This is a genomic window from Lysinibacillus sp. RC46, assembly GCF_041262385.1.
GTDB lineage: Bacteria > Bacillota > Bacilli > Bacillales_A > Planococcaceae > Lysinibacillus.
Genome location: NZ_JBGCCF010000048.1, coordinates 1 through 25,046, shown reverse-complemented (window position 1 = coordinate 25,046; position 25,046 = coordinate 1). Strand labels below are relative to the sequence as shown.

Annotated in this window: 33 protein-coding genes; 29 read left to right on the top strand and 4 right to left on the bottom strand. The window is 35.5% G+C overall.

Annotation, left to right across the window (positions count from 1 at the left end; translation table 11 throughout):
• Positions 1 to 427: 427 nt before the first annotated feature.
• From ABH966_RS25510 to ABH966_RS25470, 9 genes are all read left to right on the top strand, one after another.
• Positions 428 to 850, top strand: coding sequence for an SMI1/KNR4 family protein (locus ABH966_RS25510; RefSeq protein WP_370083390.1), 423 nt, complete (start codon positions 428 to 430; stop codon positions 848 to 850).
• 76 nt (positions 851 to 926) lie between these two features.
• Positions 927 to 1,535: a DUF5713 family protein gene (locus tag ABH966_RS25505; protein ID WP_370083389.1), complete on the top strand. Its 609-nt coding sequence runs from the start codon at positions 927 to 929 to the stop codon at positions 1,533 to 1,535.
• An 81-nt stretch (positions 1,536 to 1,616) separates the two neighbouring features.
• The gene (locus ABH966_RS25500; protein ID WP_370083388.1) at positions 1,617 to 1,778 is read left to right on the top strand and encodes a hypothetical protein; all 162 of its coding nucleotides are present in this window, start codon (positions 1,617 to 1,619) and stop codon (positions 1,776 to 1,778) included.
• Positions 1,742 to 2,146 carry a DUF6241 domain-containing protein gene (locus ABH966_RS25495; protein WP_370083387.1) on the top strand — a complete coding sequence of 135 codons (405 nt, stop codon included), beginning with the start codon at positions 1,742 to 1,744 and terminating at the stop codon, positions 2,144 to 2,146. The genes ABH966_RS25500 and ABH966_RS25495 overlap by 37 nt, the downstream gene beginning before the upstream one ends.
• A gap of 95 nt (positions 2,147 to 2,241) precedes the next feature.
• Positions 2,242 to 2,583 (top strand): immunity protein TriTu family protein, encoded by a 342-nt coding sequence (locus tag ABH966_RS25490; protein WP_370083386.1) that lies wholly within the window; start codon positions 2,242 to 2,244, stop codon positions 2,581 to 2,583.
• 143 nt (positions 2,584 to 2,726) lie between these two features.
• Positions 2,727 to 2,945 (top strand): hypothetical protein, encoded by a 219-nt coding sequence (locus tag ABH966_RS25485; RefSeq protein WP_370083385.1) that lies wholly within the window; start codon positions 2,727 to 2,729, stop codon positions 2,943 to 2,945.
• A gap of 332 nt (positions 2,946 to 3,277) precedes the next feature.
• Positions 3,278 to 3,694 (top strand): hypothetical protein, encoded by a 417-nt coding sequence (locus ABH966_RS25480; protein ID WP_370083384.1) that lies wholly within the window; start codon positions 3,278 to 3,280, stop codon positions 3,692 to 3,694.
• 235 nt (positions 3,695 to 3,929) lie between these two features.
• A complete protein-coding gene (locus ABH966_RS25475) occupies positions 3,930 to 4,460 on the top strand; it encodes a DUF4303 domain-containing protein (protein ID WP_370083383.1) in 531 nt (176 codons plus the stop codon).
• Between the two features lie 61 nt (positions 4,461 to 4,521).
• Positions 4,522 to 4,869, top strand: a complete 348-nt coding sequence (locus ABH966_RS25470) for a hypothetical protein (protein WP_370083382.1) — start codon at positions 4,522 to 4,524, stop codon at positions 4,867 to 4,869.
• Between the two features lie 244 nt (positions 4,870 to 5,113).
• Here the strand turns inward: ABH966_RS25470 and ABH966_RS25465 are convergent, their stop codons facing one another.
• Together ABH966_RS25465 and ABH966_RS25460 are read right to left on the bottom strand one after the other, a co-directional pair.
• Positions 5,114 to 6,100 carry a DUF2167 domain-containing protein gene (locus ABH966_RS25465; protein WP_370083381.1) on the bottom strand — a complete coding sequence of 329 codons (987 nt, stop codon included), beginning with the start codon at positions 6,098 to 6,100 and terminating at the stop codon, positions 5,114 to 5,116.
• Positions 6,101 to 6,127: 27 nt separating this feature from the next.
• Positions 6,128 to 6,337 carry a hypothetical protein gene (locus ABH966_RS25460; RefSeq protein WP_370083380.1) on the bottom strand — a complete coding sequence of 70 codons (210 nt, stop codon included), beginning with the start codon at positions 6,335 to 6,337 and terminating at the stop codon, positions 6,128 to 6,130.
• A gap of 486 nt (positions 6,338 to 6,823) precedes the next feature.
• Between ABH966_RS25460 and ABH966_RS25455 the strand changes: the two genes are divergently transcribed.
• The 10 genes from ABH966_RS25455 to ABH966_RS25410 all read left to right on the top strand — a co-directional run bounded on the left by ABH966_RS25455 (position 6,824) and on the right by ABH966_RS25410 (position 11,893).
• A complete protein-coding gene (locus ABH966_RS25455) occupies positions 6,824 to 7,468 on the top strand; it encodes a DUF1963 domain-containing protein (RefSeq protein WP_370083379.1) in 645 nt (214 codons plus the stop codon).
• A gap of 52 nt (positions 7,469 to 7,520) precedes the next feature.
• Entirely contained in the window at positions 7,521 to 8,066 is a 546-nt protein-coding gene (locus tag ABH966_RS25450) for an SMI1/KNR4 family protein (protein WP_370083378.1), read from the top strand.
• Between the two features lie 112 nt (positions 8,067 to 8,178).
• Entirely contained in the window at positions 8,179 to 8,508 is a 330-nt protein-coding gene (locus ABH966_RS25445) for a hypothetical protein (protein WP_370083377.1), read from the top strand.
• Between the two features lie 100 nt (positions 8,509 to 8,608).
• On the top strand, positions 8,609 to 8,962 hold the full coding sequence (locus ABH966_RS25440) for an immunity 51 family protein (RefSeq protein WP_370083376.1): 354 nt from the start codon (positions 8,609 to 8,611) through the stop codon (positions 8,960 to 8,962).
• 146 nt (positions 8,963 to 9,108) lie between these two features.
• Positions 9,109 to 9,972 carry a leucine-rich repeat domain-containing protein gene (locus tag ABH966_RS25435; RefSeq protein WP_370083375.1) on the top strand — a complete coding sequence of 288 codons (864 nt, stop codon included), beginning with the start codon at positions 9,109 to 9,111 and terminating at the stop codon, positions 9,970 to 9,972.
• Positions 9,973 to 10,032: 60 nt separating this feature from the next.
• Positions 10,033 to 10,452: an SMI1/KNR4 family protein gene (locus ABH966_RS25430; RefSeq protein ID WP_370083374.1), complete on the top strand. Its 420-nt coding sequence runs from the start codon at positions 10,033 to 10,035 to the stop codon at positions 10,450 to 10,452.
• Between the two features lie 105 nt (positions 10,453 to 10,557).
• Entirely contained in the window at positions 10,558 to 10,812 is a 255-nt protein-coding gene (locus ABH966_RS25425) for a DUF7660 family protein (RefSeq protein WP_370083373.1), read from the top strand.
• 102 nt (positions 10,813 to 10,914) lie between these two features.
• Positions 10,915 to 11,190 carry a hypothetical protein gene (locus tag ABH966_RS25420; RefSeq protein ID WP_370083372.1) on the top strand — a complete coding sequence of 92 codons (276 nt, stop codon included), beginning with the start codon at positions 10,915 to 10,917 and terminating at the stop codon, positions 11,188 to 11,190.
• A complete protein-coding gene (locus tag ABH966_RS25415) occupies positions 11,117 to 11,527 on the top strand; it encodes an Imm43 family immunity protein (RefSeq protein WP_370083371.1) in 411 nt (136 codons plus the stop codon). Before ABH966_RS25420 ends, ABH966_RS25415 begins: the two co-directional genes overlap by 74 nt.
• Before the next feature lie 87 nt (positions 11,528 to 11,614).
• Positions 11,615 to 11,893, top strand: a complete 279-nt coding sequence (locus tag ABH966_RS25410) for a DUF1450 domain-containing protein (protein WP_370083370.1) — start codon at positions 11,615 to 11,617, stop codon at positions 11,891 to 11,893.
• Between the two features lie 70 nt (positions 11,894 to 11,963).
• On the opposite strand, the gene namA is transcribed toward ABH966_RS25410, so the two are convergent.
• Complete coding sequence (namA, locus tag ABH966_RS25405) at positions 11,964 to 12,974, bottom strand: NADPH dehydrogenase NamA (protein ID WP_370083369.1); 1,011 nt, start codon at positions 12,972 to 12,974, stop codon at positions 11,964 to 11,966.
• Positions 12,975 to 13,171: 197 nt separating this feature from the next.
• Entirely contained in the window at positions 13,172 to 13,978 is an 807-nt protein-coding gene (proC, locus tag ABH966_RS25400; protein WP_370083368.1) for a pyrroline-5-carboxylate reductase, read from the bottom strand.
• 387 nt (positions 13,979 to 14,365) lie between these two features.
• Here proC and ABH966_RS25395 point away from each other — a divergent pair, with 387 nt between their 5' ends.
• From ABH966_RS25395 to ABH966_RS25350, 10 genes are all read left to right on the top strand, one after another.
• Positions 14,366 to 15,313, top strand: coding sequence for an MBL fold metallo-hydrolase (locus ABH966_RS25395; protein ID WP_370083367.1), 948 nt, complete (start codon positions 14,366 to 14,368; stop codon positions 15,311 to 15,313).
• 8 nt (positions 15,314 to 15,321) lie between these two features.
• Positions 15,322 to 16,077, top strand: a complete 756-nt coding sequence (locus tag ABH966_RS25390; RefSeq protein WP_370083366.1) for an SDR family NAD(P)-dependent oxidoreductase — start codon at positions 15,322 to 15,324, stop codon at positions 16,075 to 16,077.
• Positions 16,078 to 16,266: 189 nt separating this feature from the next.
• Positions 16,267 to 17,466: a hypothetical protein gene (locus ABH966_RS25385; protein ID WP_370083365.1), complete on the top strand. Its 1,200-nt coding sequence runs from the start codon at positions 16,267 to 16,269 to the stop codon at positions 17,464 to 17,466.
• A 398-nt stretch (positions 17,467 to 17,864) separates the two neighbouring features.
• Positions 17,865 to 19,058, top strand: coding sequence for an argininosuccinate synthase (locus ABH966_RS25380; RefSeq protein ID WP_370083364.1), 1,194 nt, complete (start codon positions 17,865 to 17,867; stop codon positions 19,056 to 19,058).
• Positions 19,059 to 19,145: 87 nt separating this feature from the next.
• Positions 19,146 to 20,519, top strand: a complete 1,374-nt coding sequence (gene argH, locus ABH966_RS25375; protein ID WP_370083363.1) for an argininosuccinate lyase — start codon at positions 19,146 to 19,148, stop codon at positions 20,517 to 20,519.
• Between the two features lie 209 nt (positions 20,520 to 20,728).
• Complete coding sequence (locus ABH966_RS25370) at positions 20,729 to 21,106, top strand: carboxymuconolactone decarboxylase family protein (protein ID WP_370083362.1); 378 nt, start codon at positions 20,729 to 20,731, stop codon at positions 21,104 to 21,106.
• Between the two features lie 519 nt (positions 21,107 to 21,625).
• Positions 21,626 to 22,003, top strand: coding sequence for a GntR family transcriptional regulator (locus tag ABH966_RS25365; protein ID WP_370083361.1), 378 nt, complete (start codon positions 21,626 to 21,628; stop codon positions 22,001 to 22,003).
• Between the two features lie 341 nt (positions 22,004 to 22,344).
• Complete coding sequence (locus tag ABH966_RS25360) at positions 22,345 to 23,037, top strand: DUF1648 domain-containing protein (protein ID WP_370083360.1); 693 nt, start codon at positions 22,345 to 22,347, stop codon at positions 23,035 to 23,037.
• 13 nt (positions 23,038 to 23,050) lie between these two features.
• Positions 23,051 to 24,334, top strand: coding sequence for an alpha/beta hydrolase (locus tag ABH966_RS25355; protein ID WP_370083359.1), 1,284 nt, complete (start codon positions 23,051 to 23,053; stop codon positions 24,332 to 24,334).
• 12 nt (positions 24,335 to 24,346) lie between these two features.
• Positions 24,347 to 24,661, top strand: coding sequence for a DUF3784 domain-containing protein (locus tag ABH966_RS25350; RefSeq protein ID WP_370083358.1), 315 nt, complete (start codon positions 24,347 to 24,349; stop codon positions 24,659 to 24,661).
• Positions 24,662 to 25,046 lie beyond the last annotated feature (385 nt).

Below are 25,046 nucleotides of genomic sequence, written 5' to 3'. Positions count from 1 at the left end.
GTAGTGGACATAAAAAAAGTGCCTCCTTTAATTGATACATCTATCGTACCGGAGGTGCCTGGTTGTTTATATGCGTTATTTGAATACGGGCTTACCTACTACTATTACATAAAACGTTTATAACAATGTTATAATCACCATGGAAATATAAAACTATTTATGGTAATTATAGTATATGTGGTGATGGTTTATATTTTGGATTGGACTTGTATTACTAGGGATATCTCGTATCTATATGACTTAGTCATATAAAAATAGTTTCACTAGATGACCATTAGATTAGAGAGTTTTTCAATAAAGAAAAAAGGCATTTTCGTACTTATTAGACTTTGAAAGCGTAAAGTGATATTCAGTACTATGATCATACTGATTTTTGTATATGGGGGAGAGCGCTAAATATGGATGCCAATCTTATTAGTAGAATTGAATCTTTTACAAAAGTGAGTTCAAAGGGTTTAAAGGAATACCAGCAACCGACGAAGAAATATTGAATGCTGAACAAGTTTTAAATGTAAAGTTTAAAGAAGAGTATATTCAATTTATTAAAATATTTGGAGGTGCTTGTGTCGGCTTAAATATACATGCGTTTAATAACGGAAGTTTTATTGGAAAAAGTACTGTAGTCGAACTTACACATTGGTTTAAAAAAGGTGGAGAAGATATGATTCCGCATGAATTGAAGGATGCCTATGTTATTTCAAATGATGGCTCAGGGAATCCTATTTTAATGAATTCAGACGGTAATATATTTATTTTTTGGCACGATTCTTGGGAAGTAGAATTACTACATAACTCTCTGCAGGAAATGTTAATGAAATATTTCCCACCATCAGGAGGTTATTATGTATAAATTTACTGGTATGACAGATACATGTTAAAAGTTATTAAAATCCATTGTAGATAGAAGGATAGGAGATCAGGGTATTATGGGTAATGAAATTGTTCAGTATAATATCGATAGGAAAGATCCGAATATTTTGAATAACTATGAAATTACTGGATATAACACTGGTTACGAATTTGTACGTCGCTTAATTTTATCGATTGAGAATAGCCGTTGGATCGATCCATTAAAAGAACAACGATTGCTTGGTGAAGACAACTATTCGTTAAAAACAGTAGAAGAAATGTGGCGCTCTGGGGTTCCGAAGTATATCAAAGGAGGAAACATTGTGAAGAAACTTGATTCTGAATTCAACTATCTAGAGGATATGTATGAAGATTCTTTCTTTCCATCATTTTTAGTAGATAAACTTAAATTGCATATTGTTAATGTAGTACATTTTATTGAGGAGGGCACTCATACAAAAGAAGAAATCCAGGAAAAATTAGACGAAATGACTATAGCGATCAATGAGCTACAGGATGAGTTTTATGAAAATGGCAGTGAAATTGAAACGTTTGCACGGGATTCAATCGGCTTAACAGTAGAAAGAATTTTACAATATTTTGAGATTGATATCGATATAGAAGAAGCAAAACAACTATACCTAAAACATGAACAAACTTCATTTTTTTACCACCTTTATAGATAATTATCCCAGAACACTATGCAAACACCAGCGCAATAACAGTAACACACTATGACAGCATTATTGAGTATAGGTGGTACGTTTTTGATTATGAATAAGAACTATGAAAACGAAAACTCTAAAAGTGCCAAGAGGGAATTAACTAGCGGTCAATCAATTGCAAAAGAAAATAATAAGGGAAAAGTTTGTATCGACAGTGGATACGAATTTTGGATGGGAAAATACTACGTATTCCAAAAAGATTGATGAATGGAAAAGTGGAGATGAACCCTTTATTTGATAATCTAATGCAAGAAGTTATTCAAGAAATGTCACATCAAAAAATTATTGCAGATGAGAAAGAATCATCCATTATGATTACACCGGAGAGAATAGAAACTTTACTGCAAATGGTAGAGGAAAATAAAGATGGATACGAACACAGTGATAAATATTTAGATATATTAAATCGTTGGAAACAAGGTGATTTTAAAATGGTGGATAAAGACCATAATGATATGTGGTTTATTCAAGGGACAAAAGAAGGTGGTATAACTACTGGTATTGCTACAAAGGAACAAGAGAAAGATTATATATTCCAAGTCTTTGGTATTCCAATTGAAAAGCAGAATTAAATTCGGTTTTTTTGCACTTGTGATTAGTATGAGAAGGTTTTCCGATTCCTGACTTGCTTGTTGTGAAGAATGTTGTTTCAAAGGAGAAAAAATTGATGCAGGAAAGTGAAAATATCTTAAAAGATTTTGAAGAATGGTTTGTTACAGCAGGTAAGTCGTCATTAATATCTCCTAGTCCATTTAAAATCGAACATATACTTCATCCAAATGGTAATCACTATTATTGTTTAAAAATAGATTTCGATAGTAATATTTCTATTGCAAGACTAACGCTTTGGGAAGAGAAATCAGTGTATTTTGAAGCTATAGATTTGAAAAATAATGAAAATTTTATTAATGAAAACTATTTTTTTTCAGATTTAAATGAATTAATGAACAAAGTGATGCTATTTATAAAGCAGTTAAATGATAAAGAGCAAAATGCGCAAGCAAAGTAGTTAGAAGTAGCCTCTATTAATTAAGTGGTTTTTTTATTAATGTCGTTTTTTTGATGCTCAATATAGAAAATACAACATGAAATAATGACTCTTTAGAGAGATGAAAGATAAGTTTTATTAGAATTCATATGGGGAGCGGGCTTATGGGTACAGAAGAAGCAATTGCTATAATTTATGATGGGTTAGTAAGTGAAAATTCAGTTCCAGTAAAAATAAGAACGTATAGGGAATTAGATTCTGATTTATTAAATCAAGTGAGAGAGGCACTAAATGTTTTAACTCAATACTATAAAGATAAAGAGACAGTTCCTAAAAAATTAGCAATCGCTATGGTCGATATCAATAGTGCATTTTCATTTTAAGCAGGGTATTTTGACGATAAGTTTTTGGAGGAATTAGAGGGAATCGGTATTGAGTTACAGGAAAAGGCAATAGAGCTTTTTTCTGAATGATTTATACCTAAAAGGAGAGGGATGCAATGAACTTCCTTGGTATGGAAAACTTACTGCTTTTTGATTTTTCTAAAAGCATAGATGAATATGATTTTGTCATTGAGCCTTTGAATAAGTATATGTAATAGTAATGAACCGAAACATTTCTTGATAATAGATTACGTATATTGCTGATGAGAGAATTAAAAGTGTATGGTGAAAATGTACGGCTTTTTACTAGTTTTAAAGAAGAGGTGCATTTTATGGATTTTTCAATAGTTTCAGACACTGCAGGTGCGAGAGTTGATGAATTAGCTAGTGAATTAGCACACGCATTGGAATCTAATATAAATTCAAAATATAGGAATGTCGATGTTTCAATCGGGATAGCCTTTAGATGCTTACCTGAATCCTATGAAAGAAAATCATTTATTAGATATAATAAAAAAGATAACTATTTGACAATCGATATGGCAGTTACGGTAGAAGAATATGAAAAAATGTATAAAGTAGAACAGAGGTATTATTTGGGGAATCTATTTTTAGAGTTTCTAAACAGGGCGTTAGAAAAACACAACTTTGAAGGGCTTGAAAAAGAGATGTTCATAAGTGACATTAAAATGTGGGCAAGAGAAATCCCTTTGAAAATGGATAATGGTTCAACAAAATTGTGTAATTGATTTAACGAAGAGATTGATTGGACTGTAGATCTAGACAAATAAAGATAGTTTTATGTTGGATGAACATTTCTGCAGAAAATAATAATTTAAAAACAAATTAAAAATTCGGTGGATTCACTTGTGAAAAATTCACACTTACATCAAAAGAGGAGTATGAATTATTTGGGAATTGCTGACGCTGATTAAAAATATATTGGATCGATGTAAAGAATATTCATACAAGAAAGGAATTTATATGTATAATGATGACCTCGAAATATTAGCTGACGAAATAGCAATTGCAACGGAAAAATCATTTTTAAGTTTATTTCAAAATCAAGAAAATTATTATTATTGTGCGTTGGTGACAACAGGGGAGGCTGTTGCGCCAGTTATTTCTGCATGGTCTTTAGAAGCGTTGGAGACGGTCGCTAAAAAATATGCAAAGGCAGATGCTGAATTAATAAAATGGTCATATGCAGATTCACCATATTGGAATTTTGGGTACGAGAATTTTGAAACTGTAAGAGAACTATTTAATGAGCGTATACTTGACTATACTGATGAAATTAAATGGTTTAAAGAAGTGGACTTTAGATTAGAAGCTATGGTTTTGGCTATGGAAAAAATAGATAATAAAGGACTATTTTCATTGACACAACCGAGAAATAAAGTGTACGTGAACGTTGAGGTAATGCCTCCTGATGAAACAAATATAATCAGAGCTTTACGCCTTAATAAGAGGGAAAATATATTAGATTGGCTTAATGAGGCAGCGGAAGAATAGTATAGTTTGTAGTGCGAATATTGTTAACAATTAGATAAAGTGTGCGTGTGTGGAGGGAATTATGAAAATATTTAGTACAGCACCAGATGGTAATGAAGCTGCAGAGTTAGAAAATGCCCATTATTTTAATTTGGCAATTAAAAAAAATGAAGAAAGCAATGAGTGGTTGAAGAAAACTGAGAAACCATATCAGGTTATGTTAGTTCATATAGATATTTTATTGATGCTTTCTAGAAAGTATAAGGCAGATGCGAACTTAAGTATTAAGAAGGATAGGGTTTTAGAATGGCAAAATACTTTTGACACATGGTTTACTAGGTGCGGTCAAAAAATCCCTTCAAAATATAGAACGGGAATTAAAGAAAATGGTGAAGAGTTATTTAAAGAATTGAGTGAATATGGTCATTAAAATATCTTATTATTTCTGTCACTTAAACTAGGGGATAATGTAATCTAAGGTGTTTTGAGAAGGTTATTATGTGTCGGTGATAGTTTCCACAAGGCAGCTTATTTTATAAGGAGCTTCTATTTAAATGAATAAACGATATAAAAGCCCCTCCTAATCACTCGGCTATCGAGCGATTAGGAAGGGCTTTGATTATTCTCATTTTTGGAACAATGCAATAACCACTCCGAAAAACGTTTAGCGGTTATTACTCATGCGAATTAACCTTGCTGCGTTCACTCGCCTGGTCCTGTGCCGTTTGCTCCGACTGTGCCGGTAGTTCCGACTGTTCCGACTGTTCCGTTTGCTCCGATTGTGTCGGTTGCTGCTCAGACTGCTCTTTCTTCATTCCGAGTTTTTTGCGAATAAAGCCCCAAATTGCGCCTACAGCCAGCACAAGCACGATCCCAAACTTCTTCAATAGAGGGATGAGCACTGCAAACAAGCTCGCTTTTTTGGCAACCGCTAGCCCCACGCCTCCAAGAATTAATCCAGTCAAGCCGAATTCAGCTACCTTATCGGTTTTTTTGTCAAAATCCTCATAGCGCTGACCTTGCTTTAAGTTAAACTGCTTTAGGATCTTGTTGTTAAACACTATACGATCAGCCTGCAAATTCGCCGGATCTGAGACGAGTATCGCTGAGATATAGCCTTTGCGGGATAGAATTCGCACATTGTAGTTAATAACACTGTTGTTCTGATTATCATGCGCCAATAAAGACCACGACAAACTATGTAATTGATTGTCGTAGAATGGAGCAACATCCCATTTGTCAACGAATATCTGATTTTCAGGGCTTGACTCCTTATTCATTTCTTTCGCACCTTCTTTGTAGCTTTCCAACAAGGCATCAGCATCGATTTCCGTTTTCTCGTCGTCTTCTATATGTCCAGGTTCTTCATATTCGAAATAAACGGCCCAAGTCTGATTTTCATCCTTTGGGAAAACCACACCGATTTCTGACCCGTTTGGTTCCATTCCGCCCTGAGTTAGATACTTTTTCGTATCTTCGGCATTAAGAAAAAGAAAATCACTGCCTAACTCCAGTTCCGCTAAATTGGTCCCTACGTCGACTTTCTGTCCACCTTCTACCCAATTCAGCTCCTCTTCGGCGTATGCGGGAACCGCACACGCCATTATAATAAGAATCATAACTGTTACTGATTTTAATAGTTTTGCAATCAACGATTTCAAAAATAGCTTCCTCCCAAATCTGTGTTCTTACGCTGCGGACGACTTGTCCTTATTTCCTTTAAATAAATGAATGCCTACTAGGACGGCGCCGATACCTGCAAAAGCAATTTCAACAAAGGTTTCGCCTCCGCCAAAAATTTTGCCAAAAACGGTAAATAATTTGAATTGTATACCGAATAGCGGCAGTATGAATGCACCTAACCCTAAAATTAAAAATATAATACCAGTACGTAACATAATTAACCTCCCCTTAATAATAAAAAATACTTCTGTAGACTATCATATAAACCAAAATGTGGCAATAATGTAAATAGTCATATAACTTCTGTAGTAATTATGAATCATTAGAAATAAAAGGTTATTTCTGGAGATTACGGATTTTCTATATAAAAACGATTTACCAACCAACTAACTAATATTAAAATCCGGTCGCATTGTTTATCTGTTCGAAAGCGAAGTAAGAGGAACAAACGTTTTCTGTAGCGAAAGCAAAGCGTCAGCTACAATTACGTTAATGTGAAATCGACAGCGATTTTTCGGAATTGATTGACAATAGTTCGGTTTTTATTGCTTTATTTTTGTGTTAACCTACTTTTAATTATAGTTAGCGCACAAGACTAGGACATTATAGGTGCTATTATATTTTAATTGGAGCAACTGGTTTACTAGTATACGTATATTGAGGATGAACTAGTAAGTTATAAATGAGGGTGGTATTGAAAAATGTCAATTGAAGTTATTTTTAAAGGTGTAGAAAATGGATCCAATGTAGCTCGACTGGGCGGATATAGCTTCTTGCCTGAAAGTATTGATTGGCCATTAAATCCAGATGGAGATAAATTAACACTTGTATTATGTTTACCGACGGATTTTCTTAATGAAACTCTAAATGTAAACTTACCAGAAGAACAAGTTCTATCCGTTTTTACAACGTATAAAAAAGATGATTACTTTTTAGATTCAATCACTTTTCATGGAGATGAAGAAGAGTTAAAAAATATTAAAAAAGGATATACAAAAGTTTTATTACACAAAGCAGGTGATGTTCGAAATGAATCAGACTTTCTAATACCAGCACAAGAGTTCGTTTTTGGAGATGAAGTAAATTTAGATTTAGAAGAAGTTGATGAAGAAGACTTTGATGATATTGAGATTTACTGTGGTTCGTTGATTGGCAATAAACCATCTTTGTTACAAGTAGAAAATATGGGTTTGGATGATTATCAATTTTGCCTACAAATTTATGGTGGTGATTTTCCTGAAGGATATCAAGATGTGTTTAGCCTTAGTGACTCGGTCGGATATTTGTTTTTAAATGAAAAAAATGATCAAAATCATGCAGGTGTTTTCTTTACACAATGTAGTTGAGCAATAATAAAAGTCGAAATAAATTAAAAGGGGAAGTAGGAAGTAGACTTAAATGAACAAAAATTCTAAAGGTAACATTAATGATTTTCTGAATAAAGATATTTTGTTTGAGAATTCTTGGAAGGAAATATCGACTTCCGAGATTAATGAAATTGTATCTGACGACTTTCCAGGAAAAAAAGATTTTATAGAGTTTTATCATGCTAAAAATGGAGGGATGTTTACTAAAGGGGCATACATTTACCCTGATCATTTTTATGAAATATTAAACAACGATTTTTTCTCGATAGAAATTGGTAGTTTTTTTCATATTCCATTAATCGAAGATAAGGATGATGATTCTAATTACACAATGTCTATTGAAAGAGCAAAAGATAGAAGGATAGATTACTCTGAGGACTTTGAGAACTTTGTTTTGTTTCATATCCCATTTGCTGATAATCATGCAGACAATGATTTTTGGATTGATATCCAAACAGGAGAAATAAAATATATGGATTACGAAGAAAGTTACGACCCTGATGATGCAATCGTTGTAGCACCGTCGTTTTTGGAATTTTGCAAACACATCCAGGCACAACCTAGGGAATTGAATTAGAAAGATATGTGGAGATAATAGGGAAATGGGTTCATCGACTCTATTGATAGCTAAAGAAAGATAGATGATCCATTAAAAAGATTTAGAGTAAATGCAATGGGGGATGATGAAATTGAGGATCTTTGGAATTATGCCTGAAGATAATGAAGCTGCAGAATTTGGCAATGCTCGATACATTAATCTAGCAATTGAGGAAATAAATAAAAACAATGAATGGTTAAAGAATAGCGATAAACCATATCAAGCAATGTTAACGCATATTGATATTTTAGTAATGCTCGCAAAAAGGTTTCCTGTTAATGCAAATTTATTGATTAAACAATATCAGACGAAGGAATGGAGAGAAACATTTAACGAATGGTTTAATAGGTGTGAAAAAAAGATACCATCTAAATATAGAGAAGGCATTAAAGCAAATGGGATGAACTCTTTACTGAATTAGAAAAATACGGCAATAATTTACGTTATTGATGCTATTACTAAAAAATAGTATTACAAAAGACGATCGGTATAAAAAAAATTATTTTTAGTGGAGGGTTAAAATGAATTTTATTAATGATAAACAGCTAATAGCTCCGTTTTTTTGGGTAGATCGTAGTAGTAGCTCGGCGTCCTTTTGTTTATATGTTGGTGAATATAAGCAAGAGATTTTTGATACACGAGCTGATGAGGGATTTGAAGGAGGAGGTTATGATTGGGAATCTTTAGCGATAGTCTTTCTTGAAGAAAAAATGCCTGAATTAAAAGGTATTGTCAATTTTGATTCCGAAGCCAGTATGTTTTGTGCTTATTCCTCTGATAAAAAAGCATTAGAGAAGTTTGCTATTTCATTTAAAAATACATGTGAAGATGAATCGACTATTACGGATTTATTTTCTCGTGCAGAATTAGATTGAAGGTATTATTTATAAACTTTTTCGGGCGAAACACATGCCAATAAACAATATACTCAATGCTATTTTTGTTTTCAGAAGAGGAAGCTCGAGAGAAACCTTGTCTTGGAGTTTAATAGGGGGAGTCTAGATAAAAAGGGGTGTAAATAATGAGAAGCTATGCATTTAATGATAGTATTGGCTATTTTGAGATAAACCCACTTTTCCTTGAGGAAGGTATACAGATTGCTGAGAAGGAAAATTACCATGCAATTCGAATCCGTAATTTGAATCTAGATGCAGATTTGAAATGTCATTTAGATTTTTCATCTTTCAACAACAAAACATTCATCAATAAATTACTAATTAACGATAATTTTAAATTATCCAAGTATCAAAATATAGAAGCATTATCTACATTAACTAATCTTACAAAAATCACTTTAGCTCAACCGATAAAGCTTGATTTGAACTATTTTAAAAAATTAGAGGAGGTTGTTGTTCGAAAAGATTACTATCTAAACTTAGATAAACTAGTAAATTTAAAAAGCTTATACGCAATTAAATATATTAAACCAGATTGTAAAGAGTTTTGTTCACTAAAATCATTAGAATTTTTGCGTCTTGACACCTCGACTAAGCTAAAATCTTTGTCTGGGATAGAGGATTTAGATTCCTTGAAATGGTGTTGGTTCCAGTATATAAATAATCTAGAAGATGCACACGCGCTTAGTAAACTAAAAGGACTTGAAAGACTTCATATCGAAAAATGTAAACAACTTACTGATCTAACATTTTTGGCAGGAAATAATACTATAAAAGAATTACAGGTTTCAGATGTTGATTCTCTTGAATTTGTGAAATCTATGAAAAATTTGCATAAAATAAATTTTTGGAACTGTAAAAGTGGAGATTTATCACCATTGTTAGAATGTCCATCACTAAGAGAGGTTGCGTTTCATCCTGAAAAGAGACATTACTCTCACAAAAAAGATGAAATAAATAATTTGTTACAAGAAAGAAAGTCCATATAATGGGCTAAAGGATTACGATATGAAAAAGTTGGATTTGCAGAATGAAAGAAGGACTGCTCAATGAAATTTTCATTTATTAAAGATAATAGTAGTCTTCAGTTTCCCTCAATAAAAAGTGATGAAATTGAACAAGTAGAAAGTGAACTAGGTATTATTTTTCCAAAAGAATTAAAGTTATTTTTGATGGAGATCGGTTATGGATCCTTTGTCGGCGAAGAAGAACTAGATGAAAATTGTGTTTTGAGTCCGTCGGCAATTAGAGATTTTCGATTAAGACAAGGTTCTTTTGAAGCTTACCCAAACTACGATGAAGAAAATAAATTAATCTTCTTTATTGGATGGGAGTCAGTGCCTTTTTCAATCGGATTAACAGATGGGGAACAAAATGCTGTCTATAATAACGAGAAGAAGATTGCAAGCTCTCTTGAAGAATTTTTAACAAAGATCATCGAAGATCCTGAAAACTTCCAACAGGATTAGTGCTAAAGATTAACATGGTACAAATGGTGAAAAAATCATTGTCATTGTGTAACGTAAAGAACTGTTTTAAGTATTGTTGAAGCTAAAATAGAAAGGTGATAATATATGGAATTTTATGAGAAAATCGAACAAGTAACTACAAAAGATCAATTTTTGGAGTTTTTAAATTTACTTACAAAGGATTTTAAACATAATGTTGATGAATGGGAAAATAAATCTATTGATAACTATCTTGAAGCAATTGAATCATGGATAGAGGTCATGGAAAGTTTCTATAAGAACAGTGATTTACCAGTACCAAATAACATCGATTGGAACTTCCTAGCCCAAATTTTTTATGTAGGTAAAATTTATGAATAACAACATGCTTCAATAATCAATGCGATTTTACATATGTGTGAATTGAATTTGCTTTTCCATAGAGTGGTAGAATATTTTAAGTGAAAGGAATGAGGGGTAAATATGGGAGAAACATTTGCGATTTTTGAAAAAGAGGGTATATTCTGTCCTACTTATCTAGAGGGAATAATACATACAGAGTTCTTTGAAAATGATCCTTTTGAAGCAAGAGACTCTGATGCTGGTGAATGGAGAAACTCAAGAGATAATATGACAGAGATGCCAGAAGAAGTATGGTTTGTTACAAAAGATATAAAATATAATTTTGCTTTACGATTGGCGAGGGGGGTTTTTTGTATCGTTAGAATTTCTAAACCTATTACAGAAATTTGGAATTAACAATTTTCAATACACTAAAGTATATATGGTGAATAGGCATAAAAAAAGCATATCGTCAAAGGAATATTTTTATGTGCGATTTTATGATAGGTTAGAAGATGTAATAGATATGGAGAAATCAAATATTGAATTTTATAGGAAAGATGGAAGGATAAAAAAAATATGGGATCTACAGCTGAAAGAATCAAATACTCTCCCAGATGTTTTTCTAATAAATAATACTAACCTTTCAAGTATATTATTTTGTTCAGAAGAATTTAAAAAAGAAGCTGAAAAACTTAAATTGAAGGGCATTACCTTTGTCCCGTCTAATGAAGCTGATGTGTATAAACCTTAATATTGTATCGATTATTATTCATTAAACAGCGAACGGTAAGTTATATTGTTTAAAAACTTTTCTTTGAGTGGGAGGGGGCATCAGAGGATGGTATTTTCTCTTTTTAAGAAAAAGAAAGCGCCACAGCAATTGAAAAATAGAGTTGAATTCTGCATCACAAACTTATCACTTGGAGCGGCAGATGCCTATGATATATTAAATGAAAGATCCGATATTGAAATTGATGAATCGGGTTGTACATCACATTGTGAAATTTGTGAGCAAGGTATCTTCGCCATCGTCAATGGAGAAGTCGTAACTGCAGATGATGCAGAGACGTTAGTGAAGGCAATTGATGAAGAAATTAAACAAAACCCTCTTTTTTGAAATGAAAACAGCTTGTTAGCATAAATCAACAAGCTGTTTTTTATATTTTGGTGAAGAGCCACTATACAGTTTACCAGCCTCGTACGTATTGCACTGGAGGTTTAATTTCTTCTCTTAAATCCTTAGCAGCATGAAGTGGCCAATATGGCTCGCGCAGAAGAACACGCGCTAGGAAGATTAAGTCAGCACGATTATTTTGTAAAATTTCCTCTGCTTGAATAGCTGTCGTAATAAGGCCGACTGCTCCAGTTGGAATATCAGCACCATGTTTAATCGCTTCAGCATGAGTTACTTGGTAGCCTGGAAAAACATTTATACGTGCTTGCACGACACCACCTGTAGAAACATCCACTAAATCGATACCTTGTGATTTCATCCAACGACTGAAGACGATAAAATCATCCATAGTTGTACCATCTTCTGCATAGTCCTCAGCGGAAACGCGCACAAGTAAAGGGCCTTCCCAAACACTACGAATAGCATCGATGACCTGACGTAATAATCGATAACGATTTTCTTGAGAGCCACCGTATTGGTCATTGCGTTTATTCGTTGCTGGTGATAAAAATTCACTAATTAAATAGCCATGTGCTCCATGGATTTCAAGAACATCAAAGCCTGCTTTAGCTGCCCGGACAGCTGCGTTTTTAAATGCTTCTACAACATATTCAATGTCTTCTAATGTCATTTCAGTTGGCGTTTTAAAATCATCACTAAAAGCAATGGCTGATGGCGCAAATATTTCTCCATCTACAGTTGCTTTACGTCCAGCGTGTGCAAGCTGTATGCCGGTGTTTGCTCCGTATGCTTTCATTCCTTGAACTAATTGACTTAAACCTTCAATATGAGCGTCATCCCAGATGCCAAGATCGTTACTAGAAATACGACCCTCTGGTACAACACCAGTAGCTTCGACAATAATTAAACCAACTTGACCAGCAGCCCGCGTTGCATAATGTACTTGGTGGAAAGGTGTTACAAGCCCATCATCCTGTGCCGAGTACATACACATCGGTGCCATCACAACACGGTTTTTTAAAGTGATATTTTGTAATTGATAAGGTTCGAATAATTTAGCCAATTTAAAGCCCCCTAATCCCTAGTGATATACTTTACCCCGCTTTAACGGGCAGTGATACTCCCACCTTTAATATTTTAACAAAAGTAAGAAGTTAGGTGGGAGATAAACTGCCCGTAAAAGCCCGATTCGTTCAACTAATAATCATTGGGGATGAAGAAAATCCCCAATGATTAAAGTTTCACTTTATTTTGCACACATTATTTACTATTTGCAAGTGATCGAGATCGAGCTTCAGCTTCTTTAATGCATGCTTCGATGGCTTCATTAAATCGATATTGTTCAAGAGCTTTAATTCCAGCTTCTGTTGTACCACCTGGACTTGTTACTTTCTGGCGTAATACATCAGGCTCATCAACGGATTGCTTCAGCATTTCCGCAGTACCAGCAAGTGTTTGCGTCATTAATAGTCGTACTGTATCCTTCGAGAGACCAACCTTTGTACCAACCCGTTCAAATGCCTCCATTAAATAATAAATATAAGCTGGCCCACTACCGGAAAGAGCGGTTACAGCATGTAATTGATCCTCATCTACCTCAATAACTGAACCAACCGCCTCTAAAAGCTGTAAAAAAATAACGCGTTGTTCTGCTGTCACTTTGTCATTAAAGGCAATCCCGCTCGCAGACATCCCAATAGTGGCAGAAGTGTTAGGCATAACGCGTGCGACTGGACGAGCACCTAAATGTTCTGTAATAGTAGTAATGGCAATACCAGCTAAAATAGAAAGAACGGCTGATTGCTCTGTAATTTTAGGCTTTAGCTCACGCATCGCTGCAACGGCATCTTTTGGTTTCATCGCTAAAATGATTAAATCAGCCTGTTGATAAATAGCATCATCAAAATTGCCATTCACATCATATGTGTCGTGTAAAAATTGTAAGCGTTCCTTGTCTGAGCGATTGGTGACGTAAATTTCTTGTGCTGTAAATACTTTTTGTTTAATCCAGCCTTGAATCAATGCCTCTGCCATAGAGCCTGCGCCAATAAATAGTATTTTTTTCATGATAAAACCTCCAGTTCAAAATAAAACAGCGTTTTCGTCCTTATAAAGAAGGACGAAAACGCTGTTGTTTCCGCGGTACCACCTTTGTTTGCCAATTGGCACAACTCATAGCCCTTTTATCGCAAGGGAAACGGTTATGTTTTCATAACTGCTCAGAAGTAGGTTCGGTAATGGGAGCGGTGATGTCACTTTCAGCAAATGTAACACTCTCTAAGACACCTTCACCAATTACGTACTTGGCTTCATCAATGCACAAATATAATTAGATTATTCAAAATTATATTAATAATACGTCATCCTGTCAACAGGAGGGTGACGAAAAGAAGAAAAACTTGTAAAATAGAATGAATAGGTATTCACTAGTTGCATTAAAGGGGGAAACAGCTTTTGTCTATATACAAAATAGAAATACCAACACCCTATGAAGTAGGAGATGTGAATGCATTTGTTGTAAAAGGGGATGCATTGACCATTTTTGATGTTGGTCCAAAAACAATGGAAGCCTATGATGCGCTTAAATGGGGTATTCGAGCAGCGGGCTTTGATATGCGAGATATTGAACAGGTTGTGTTAACCCATCATCATCCAGATCATGCAGGTTGGGTGGATGCCTTTCCAAACGCAGAAATATTAGGGCATGCCTATAACGATAAATGGCTTCGTCATGACGAGGATTTTTTACGATACCATGTGCAGTTTTACAGTGAGCGCTTATTTGAGCATGGAGTTCCTCAAGAACATATCCAGCCGAGTGTACATGTCCGCCGTGAAATAGAGCTTGTAGGTGAACGACCATTAACACAAATTCTTAACGATGGGGATGAAGTGCCAGGACATCCTGGATTAAAGGCTATTGAAACATTAGGACACGCACAAAGTCACTTAATCTTCTGGGATGAAAAAACTCATGATGTAATAGGTGGAGATTTATTGCTTGCAAAAATAACGCCAAACCCATTAATTGAGCCACCACTAGACCTTACATTAGGACGTACTAAATCGTTACTACAATATAATGAATCGCTAGAAATTTTACGTCGATTACCTGTAAAAAAGATGTATACAGGACATGGTGCTGAGTTAGAGAATATTCCTGAATTAATTGATAAACGACTAGAACGCCAGCATCAGCAATCTTTGAAGGTTTGTGAATTATTTGGTGACGATTCATTAACTGCTGTACAAGTAACGAAGCGCTTTTACCCAGCGGTTTTTCAGCGTCAGTTTGGTCTGACGTTGTCCAAAACGCTCGGTTATTTAGATTACTTAGAGGCCAACAATTTCATTACATCTACAAAAACGGAAGAAGGTATCTATTTATTTCAAAGGAAGTAGGTTTAAATATGAACATGAATAAAAAGACCATCTTCGTTACAGGTGCAACAAGTGGTGTAGGATTGAAAATAACAGAATTATTAGTAGCACAGGGTCATACGGTTTATGCAACAGGACGCAATGCGGTTGCATTAAAAGCTTTAGAACGCGTAGGCGCAAACGTGATCCAAGCAGATTTAACTAATTTATCTACAATCGATGAAGTATGTGCACAACTACCGCCTCTCGATGTAGCTATTTTATCTGCAGGGGTAGGTAAATTTGGCATTGCGACTGACTTATCAGATGAAGCTATTAGACAAATGGTAGAGCTAAACGTCAGTGTACCGATGTATTTAGCAAAACGTCTCGCAGCACCTATGATACAACGCCAGCAAGGTCAATTAATCTTCATCGGCTCACAGGCAGGAAAGGTCGCGACACCTAAGGCTAGTGTTTATGCTGCTACAAAGCATGCGATTGTCGGTTTTACGAATGGACTTCGCATGGAACTGGCTCCGTATAATGTTAAAGTTACTGCGATACATCCTGGTCCAATCGATACACCATTTTTAGATAAGGCGAGTGATGAAAGTGGCTACCGTGAGTCTTTAGGAAGATTTTTATTAACAGCTGAAGAAGTGGCACAAGCTACAGTAAAAACAATTGAACGACCAGTTCGAGAGGTTAATTTACCAAGGGTCATGGGGTTAACAAGCAAGCTGTATGCAATGGCACCTGCAACCGTAGAATTTTTAGGTAAATCTTTTTTTAATAAAAAATAGGGATTAAACTGTAAACATACCAAGTTGAGTGTGTTTACAGTTTTTTTATGGTTCATCATCAAAAATTGTAGATGGCATTTGTTCAAACATAAGTCCAAGATAGTTGCATAAGCCCCCTTTTGAAAAAGGATATTTTTCATCCCAAAGAGAATTTAAATATAATGAATTTTTATATGGAGGATGAAGAGGATGACTACATATCTTAATCGAATTTCCCAAGACTTAGTAAATGCAAACTTAGATAATTATTGGTCAGGTTTTGAATCGGTTGCTTACGCATTATATGATAAGCGTTATGTTTATCTTTTCAACCATCCTAGAATGAAAAAAGATCAACTAAATAATTATCAAATTTTAAATTGGGATGAACAATTTATGGGGTGTACACTTATTCTGTATAATGATTATCCAACAGCAATTGTAAATATCGAATTGTATGAGGATTACGAAAGTTTATATTCTATTCTTGTACACGAATTATTCCACGGTTTTCAATATGTTAAAGGCGAAACCCGGTTTGCGAATGAAGTTCTAGGAATCACATATCCGTTATCAAAAGAAAATGTGGAATTACGAAATCAAGAAAGAGCAAACCTTTTTAGTGCGGTGTTAGAAAATAATATTATTAAAAAGAAACTATATCTTAATACTTTCATTGCCCTAAGAGAAAAAAGAGCTGCTAAGTTTAGTAATAATCTAATATACGAAAACTTAATTGAAACAATTGAAGGACCTGCGTGGTATGTTGAACTAAAGGCTTACTCTGAAAAAACCCCGATAGCTTACAAATCAGTTCTAGAAAAGTATGGACAACACCTTAAAGACAAATATGAATCTACTTCTGATATACGAAAGAGTTGTTATAGTTCAGGTTTGTTTATGTGTTTGTTACTAGATGAGTTTTCACCAGGTTGGAAGGAAAGTTTTTGGGGTAAAGAGGATACATTATACGATATATTTAAACAGCTTTCTGATGATTTTATAAAAATAAGTAACGTAGAAATAAGTCCTGAAACAGAGGAGGCAATTAATTTTGCTATACAAAATAGAAAAAATACATTTGAAAACTTTGAACAACAAAAAGGAATTCATCTATTTATTGAAGGTGAAATAACTGCTAAATCTTTTGACCCGATGAATATCGTCTCATTTGAAAATAGGCTTTTACATAAGAACTCTATAAAAGTAAGAATTAACAATGAAGACTATTTTGTACAACAACCTGTTATTGCCTATTGTAAGGATGGACTTCAAAATATAATTAAATTACATCTGATATTAAAGAATAATCCCATTGAAAATGACGATTCACTAAAAATTGATGGAATCGGAGTAATCAAGGGAAGGTATGAGAAACAGGAAAATGTTTTGCATTTATATGTGAATTAGGACCATTTAATCTTTCAGATCAATATAAAACCGCTAGAGAAGAATTACGCTCTCTAGCGGTTTCTTGTTTCTAAGTTAATTCGTTTACAGAAAACTATTCCATATTTCAATGTAAATCACCTCCTCATTTTCCCGAAGAACAAATTACTTTCCTGAAATTTATATAATATACATTCATGTAGCTAGTAAAAATTTGTTTATCCGAGTAAAAATATTCATAGTTGGTACAAAGGCTTAAAGTATTGTAATGACACACTTTTTACAATAAACATAAAAGTCTATAAATTTATAAAAATACACTTGTTTTTATTTTTATAACATGATACTATTCGTGTATAAACTTTTAAGCGAATGTATAAACATACATATCTTATAGATTAATTGGGGGCGCATTTTTTATGGCGAATAAAAAAGTAGTATTAGCATATTCAGGAGGACTTGATACTTCTGTAGCAATTCCGTGGTTAAAAGAACAAGGTTGGGACGTTATTGCAGTTTGTCTTGACGTTGGTGAAGGTAAAGACCTTGAGTTCGTAAAAAATAAAGCTCTTCAAGTAGGAGCAATTGAATCATATATGGTAGATGCGAAGGATGAGTTCGCTGAAGAATATGCATTAATCTCATTACAAGCTCATACTTGGTACGAACAAAAATATCCATTAGTATCGGCACTTTCTCGTCCATTAATTTCTAAAAAATTAGTGGAGATTGCAAACCAAGTAGGAGCGGACGCAGTAGCTCATGGTTGCACAGGTAAAGGTAATGACCAAGTTCGTTTCGAAGTTTCAATTAAAGCGTTAAATCCAGATTTAGAAGTGTTAGCACCTGTACGTGAGTGGGGCTGGAGCCGTGATGAGGAAATCGAATATGCTATGAAACATGATGTACCGATTCCTGCAACGTTAGATTCACCATTCTCTATCGACCAAAACTTATGGGGCCGTGCAAATGAAGCGGGCGTAATGGAAGATCCATGGGTATCACCACCAGAAGAAGCTTATGGTTTAACAGTTTCTGTGGAAAACGCTCCAAATGAAGCGGAATACGTAGAAATTGAATTCGTTGCTGGTAAGCCAGTATCGTTAAACGGTAAAGAAATGAAGCTTGCTGATTTAATCCAAGAATTAAATGCAGTAGCTGGCGCACACGGTGTTGGTCGTATCGATCACGTAGAAAACCGATTAGTTGGTATTAAATCTCGTGAAGTATATGAAGTTCCAGGAGCTAAAGTGCTATTAACGGCTCATAAAGAACTTGAAGACTTAACGCTTGTAAAAGAGTTAGCACACTTCAAGCCAGTCATTGAGAAAAAATTATCTGAATTAATTTATGATGGTTTATGGTTCTCTCCATTACGTGTAGCACTGGAGTCATTCCTTGCTGAATCACAAAAGTTTGTGAACGGAACTGTGCGCGTGAAGCTTTACAAAGGTCATGCAATTGTAGAAGGACGTAAATCCCCAAATTCACTTTATAGTGAAAAGCTAGCAACATATTCTAAAGAAGACCAATTCAACCATGCTTCAGCAGTAGGCTTCATCGAATTATGGGGTCTGCCAACAGTGGTTAACTCTTCAGTAAATAAAAAATAATCTTTTTTGACAGCAGGGTGTAGTGTAGCATTAAACGCTGTACTACACCTTTTTTAAAAAGAATTTTTAAGGAAAAGGTGAGCTGTTATGACAAAACTTTGGGGCGGACGTTTCCAAAAATCAGCAGAAGCATGGGTGGACGAGTTCGGCGCATCGATTGGCTTTGACCAACAGCTTGTTCTAGAAGACCTTGAAGGTAGCGTAGCACATGTTACGATGCTTGGCGCAACAGGAATTTTACCAGCAGCTGACGTAGAGGCCATTCTCGGTGGCCTTGCACAATTACAAGAAAAAGCAACCGCAGGGGAGCTTGAATTTACAGTTGCTAATGAAGATATTCACTTAAATCTGGAAAAAATGCTCATTGATTTAATTGGTCCTGTAGGTGGTAAGCTTCACACAGGCCGTAGCCGAAATGACCAAGTAGCAACGGATATGCATATTTTCTTGAAAAAACGTGTGAAGGAAGCAATCGGTTTAATTGAGATATTCCAAAAGACATTGCTTGAAAAAGCTGAGGAGAATGTAGAAACAATTGCGCCAGGCTATACACATTTACAACGTGCCCAACCAATCTCATTTGCGCATCACTTAATGGCCTATTTCTGGATGTTAGAGCGTGATAAACAACGTTTTACGGAGTCGCTTAAGCGTATCGATATTTTGCCTTTAGGTGCAGGTGCCATGGCGGGGACAACTTTCCCAATCGACCGCTTAAAATCCGCGGAGCTTTTAGGCTTCAGCGAGGTTTACGCAAACTCGATGGATGCAGTAAGTGACCGTGATTTTATCGTTGAATTTTTAAGTAATTCATCATTATTAATGGCGCATTTATCTCGTTTTGCAGAGGAAATTATTTTGTGGTCGACAGATGAATTCAAATTTATCGAATTAGATGATGCCTTCTCAACAGGTTCTTCTATTATGCCACAAAAGAAAAATCCTGATATGGCGGAGTTAATCCGTGGAAAAACGGGACGCGTTTACGGTAACTTAATGGGCTTATTAACTGTTCTGAAAGGAACACCGTTAACATACAACAAAGATATGCAGGAAGATAAAGAAGGTATGTTCGATACAGTCCATACAATTCTTGGTTCACTAAAAATCTTTGAAGGTATGATTCGCACGATGACTGTCAATACAGAGCGTTTGCACCAGGCAGTACACTCTGACTTCTCCAATGCTACGGAGCTTGCAGACTATCTAGCAACAAAAGGTATGCCTTTCCGTGAAGCACATGAAGTGACAGGAAAACTTGTATTCACATGTATTCAAAAGGGTATCTACTTATTAGATTTACCGCTGGAAGACATGAAAAAAGAAAGTGAGCTTATCGAAGCGGATATTTACGATGTATTAGCGCCTGAAGCAGCCGTTCGTCGTCGCCATTCTTTAGGTGGTACAGGATTTGATCAAGTAATCATCCAAATTGAAAAAGCAAAAGCTTGTCTCGTTTAACCATAACTTAGCGTGCATGTCCTTGTGACTTTTGCATAGATATTCATTAAAGCTGTCCAGTGAGGCACTATGAAAACCATTTTCCTTTTTCGTTAGAGCTAGAGGGTGAAACGAAAAAGAGCCCCTTACATAGGTGAAGGACAATCCCCAATTCTGGAGACGCGGAATTGGGGTTTTTGTGTAAAGAAATAACAATGGGAGGGATTACAATGAATGAGCGTTTTACAAAGGGATTAGAAACAATTAAACAGTATGTGACAAAGGAAGAAGCGGCACGAATGATTGAGGCAGATGCACTAGCTGATGTAGCCCCAGATTTACGCAAAATGATTATTGAATTTGCCTACGGTGATGTTTATTCTCGACCAGGGCTTGATGCCAAAAGTCGTGCACTAGTTGTCATTACAGCAGTAGTAACTCAAGGTGCTGCCCCACAAACAAAGACACATATTAAACGTGGTTTACATGCGGGTTTGACACAGACAGAAATTGTGGAAGCATTATTACAATTAGTGCCATATATAGGTTTCCCGCGTGTGCAAAATGCTTTAACGATTGCGCAACAAGTCTTTAAAGAAGACGCCTAAAATAAAAACTCTGCATTTTCGTGGAGTTCTATTCTTTAACAAGGTACTTTTGATAAAAATGCGCTTCACATGAATAAACACTTGTGAAACGGTTCATATTAAGAGAGGAATCACTTATTAATCTAATATGATTAGGAGGATGTAGAATGAGTAGTCAAACACCCAAAGACCAGGAATCTCAGGAAAGTCCGCCACAGTTGTATAGGGTGAGCTTCTAAAATCTTAAGGAAAAAGGCGAGGCAGAGGATATTCTGTTTTGCTGTATCTTAAGAAGAAGCAAAAACCGATACAGATATAATCAAATAGAAATAAGTGTTCTTGGGATCCAGAATTTTTCTGGGTCCTTTTTTTATTTCGCATTAAATGCCCTAAAGCCTGATAGACCAGTGTTGATGAAGAAGATTCCCTACTAATTAAATTTTCGCTTTATAGAAGAATTTGACTTTTTTAAAAAACTGTATTACTTTAAGTATGACAGATTTCTGTTTGGTGATAAGCGATACAGATGGGAGGGGTAAAATGAATATTCATTTAGATCCAAGCAGTGAATTACAGCTTTATAAACAGTTAGCGAATCAATTAATTGAGTTCATTGCTAAGGGAGAACTAAAAAATGGTGACACATTACCTTCAGTTCGTTCAATGGCTGCGGATTTAGGGATTAATGTCAGCACAGTTAGTAAGAGCTATCATGAACTTAAAGAAAAAGGTTTAATCGAATTAAAGCCGAAAGCAAAGGCGATCATTATCGGTGGTCAAAAAAAAGAGCTGGAAGAGACGGAAGTTGAAAAAGTAGAAAATGCATTAAAACCAATTATGGCAGAGGCCTTTGCACGTGGTCTCGAAAAAGATCAGATGACAAGTTTGTTTCATCGAATTTTAAAACAATGGAAGTAGGGGAAATATGGGCTTTTTATATTAAGCATCTTTATCTTTGTAGGGGTACTGGAAACATTAACACCATATTTTGCGAGAAAAACAACTGTGTTTGGTGTTTCAATTCCAGAACCTTATGTGCAACATCAGCAATTACGTATATTTAAAAAGCGCTACAGCATCCTGGTAGGGAGCATAGCAGTTGCCTTTCTTTTAGGCCAAATTTTGCTACTGTTTACGTCTATTCAAGAAGAGCAATTTGTTTTATTATCATTTATCTTGCTATATGTCGTACTTCTTATAAAATTGGGAAGTGCATGTAAAAACTGTTTATGTGATGGATTTATCTATACGTGATAGAGATGAAGTACTGTCACCTACATTTTTTTGTATTACCAATTATTGTTATTTTAGCATTGATGACCTTTACCTATATGAATTACAATGCGATCCCGGATGTATTTGCTACTCATTGGAATGCAGTAGGTGAGGTAGACGGTTGGACTGAAAAAACATGGCTATCAGTTATTGTAATGCCACTTATTTTACTAGGGACACAAATTAGCCTTTTCATTATGGGCATAGGTATGAAAAGGGCAAAAATACAATTGAGCGCACAGGCGAAAGCAGCTTCAGCCAATAGAGAGCTTACACAGCGTAAATATGGCAGCTGGTATTTAGCGGCGATAAATTATACTATGACCATTCTTCTTGTTGTTTTACATTACACGACAGTGATTTTAGAAAATCAAACAGCTCCTTACTTCTTCCCACTTTTTATCGTTTTTATGATCGTCACTTTAGGGGGACTTATACTCTTCATTTGGAAATTAAGTAAAAGTAATGAGCGCTTTGATGATTTATATACAAACGAAACAGCTGCAGCCGATGATCGCTACTGGAAATGGGGTATTTTTTATATGAATAAAAATGACCCTTCATTATTAGTACAAAAGAAATACGGTGTTGGTTGGACTGTGAATATGGCGAATAAATGGAGCTATATCATTTTACTTGTAATATTTTTACCAATCTTGTTAGTCATTTTCATATAGAGGGAGAGATTTTATGAAAAAACTATTGTTGTTATGTTGTGCACTCTTATTGTTAGCAGCATGCGGTCAAAAGGAAGACAATACAAAAGGTAAAGAGACGAAAGGGGACAATAAAATGAATGAACAGCTAGTAGGTAAATGGGAAGGGAATATTGAAACTCCAAACGGAGCACTTCCAATTATCGTTGATTTGCAGAAAGATAGTGGGACATTATCAGTACCAGCACAAGGATTATCCAATTATCCATTTAAAAGCATTAAATACGATGGTGATCAAGTGAGTATTTCGATCAATTTAAATGGCTCGGCAGTTGAAATTAACGGAACATTAAAAGATGGGCAAATTGAAGCAACGTTTCAACAAAATGGTGGCAAATTCCCACTTGTCTTAAAACCATTCAAAGAACAACCAGTTACGTATGAAACGTTGAAGATTCCCGTTCAAAATGGTGAGTTAACAGTGGCTCTTCAAAAGGCAAGCAAGGAGCCATCTCCAGTGGCGCTTATTATAGCAGGCTCTGGACCAACTGATAAGGATGGAAATTCAGCAATAGCTGGTAAAAATAATAGCTTAAAAATGATTGCGGAAGGGTTAGCTAATGAGAGTATTGCTACTGTCCGCTATGATAAACGTGGTCTTGGCGATAATCAATCCCTTTTAACTAAGGAAGAGGATATCACGATTGATCAATACGTAGACGACGCGGTTCAAGTGATTAATACCCTTTTAGCCGATAAAGCGTATTCGAGTGTTCATATAATTGGACATAGCGAAGGCTCATTGATTGGTTTGCTAGCAGCACAAAAAGCAAATGTAGAGTCCTTTGTTTCCATCGCAGGTGCTGGAAGACCGGCAGATGAAATTTTGTTAGAGCAATTAAAAGGTCAATTATCTCCAGAGCTTCTAAAAGAATCAACAGATGCTCTTACATCCTTGAAAAAAGGAGAGCTAGTGAAGAATGTTTCCCCAGATTTACAATCACTCTTCCGTTCTTCCGTTCAACCGTATATGATTTCATGGTTAAAATATAACCCTGCAAGTGAGTTAACAAAAGTGAATAGCCGAGTTTTAATTCTTCAAGGAACAACCGACTTACAAGTAGTTGCAACGGATGCGGAAACGTTAAAGAAAGGCAAACCAGATGCCAAGCTTGTATATATGGACGGAATGAATCATGTGTTAAAAGATGCTCCGGCAGATCGTACGAAGAATTTAGCAACATATTCAGACCCTTTATTACCACTTCATAAAGAATTACTGCCAGCCATTCAGCAGTTTATTATGAATGGAAAGTAGAGACTGAGCATTATGGATGCCATTGTTTGGTTTATCATTATGATTCCGTTCCTAATCTTTGCGATTGTTTTATCACAAGGAAAAGGTGCATTTTTAATAGCGGGCTACAATACGATGTCCGATAGTGAAAAAGAAAAATATAACGAAAAAGCACTCGCAAAATTTGTGGGCAAAGTGATGTACGGCTACTGTTTTTGTTTACTATTATGGGGACTGAACGAACTGTTCAAAACGGAATGGCTATTTATCATCGGGCTCGTTCTCTTTATAGTTCTTACAATTTTCGTAGTTGTCTATGCCAACACACGTAATCGCTTTAAAAAATAAGTTTCTATATAAGGTGAGTCGAGCGAAATAGGTAGATACCCGTGGAAGCAGAGTGAATACTCGCGGAAGCAAGGTGAATACTCGCGGAAGCAAGGCGAATACCCGCGGAAGCAAGGTGAATACTCGCGGAAGCAAGGTGAATACTCGCGGAAGCAGGGCGAATACTCGCGGAAGCAAGGTGAATACTCGCGGAAGCAGAGTGAATACCCGTGGAAGCAAGGTAAATACTCGCGAAGCAAGGTGAATACTCGCGGAAGCAAGGTGAATACTCGCGGAAGCAGGTGAATACTCGCGGAAGCAGAGCGAATACCTGCGGAAGCAAGGTGAATACCCGCGAAGCAAGGTGAATACTCGCGGAAGCAAGATGAATACTCGCGGAAGCAAG